The organism is Archangium violaceum Cb vi76 (assembly GCF_000733295.1).
Classification (GTDB): Bacteria; Myxococcota; Myxococcia; order Myxococcales; family Myxococcaceae; genus Archangium; species Archangium violaceum.
In genome coordinates this window covers 1-720 of record NZ_JPMI01000401.1, presented here as the reverse complement: position 1 = coordinate 720, position 720 = coordinate 1, and the positions used below count along the sequence as shown (strand labels likewise).

The following is a 720-nucleotide window of genomic DNA, read 5'->3' as shown; positions in this document are numbered from 1 at the left end:
ACGAACCACGCCCACCGGATGGGCCTCCACCCGAAGTGGCCCATGTCCGCGTAGAGCGCCTCGCCCCCCGTCACCACCAGGAACACCGCCCCGAGCACCAGGAAGCCGTGCCCCTGGTTGTGCAGGAAGAACTTCACCGCCTGCAGCGGCGACACCGCCCATACCACCGCCGGGTACTGCACCAGCTCCTTGACGCCCAGCACCGCCAGCGTGAGGAACCACACCATCATGAACGGCCCGAAGATGGCGCCAATCCCCGCCGTCCCGTGGCGCTGAATCAGGAACAGCCCCACCAGGATGGCGATGGTCAACGGCTGGATGTAGGGCTCGAAGAACGGCGTGGCCACGCTCAGGCCCTCCACCGCGCTCAGCACCGAGATGGCCGGCGTAATCAGCCCGTCCCCGTACAGCAGCGCCGCGCCGAAGACACCCAGCGTCACCACCACCGGCCGCACCTTCACCTCCTCGCCCCGCTTGCGCTGCATCGCCAGCGCCATCAGCGCCAGGATTCCCCCCTCGCCCCGGTTGTCCGCCCTCATCACGAAGACCAGGTACTTCACCGACACCACGATGATGAGCGCCCAGAACACGAGCGACAGCACCCCCAGCACGTTGTCGTGCGTCGGCTCCACCCGGTGCGGGCCACTGAAGCACTCACGCAACGCGTACAGCGGGCTGGTGCCGATGTCTCCGTAGACGATGCCCAACGCCCCCAGCGCC

At 67.9% G+C, this 720-nt stretch carries 1 protein-coding gene; it reads right to left on the bottom strand.

Going from position 1 to position 720, the window contains the following annotated elements; translation table 11 throughout:
* Positions 1-720, bottom strand: a 720-nt coding sequence (locus tag Q664_RS49110) for a KUP/HAK/KT family potassium transporter (RefSeq protein WP_043413731.1), incomplete at both ends; no start/stop codon positions are given.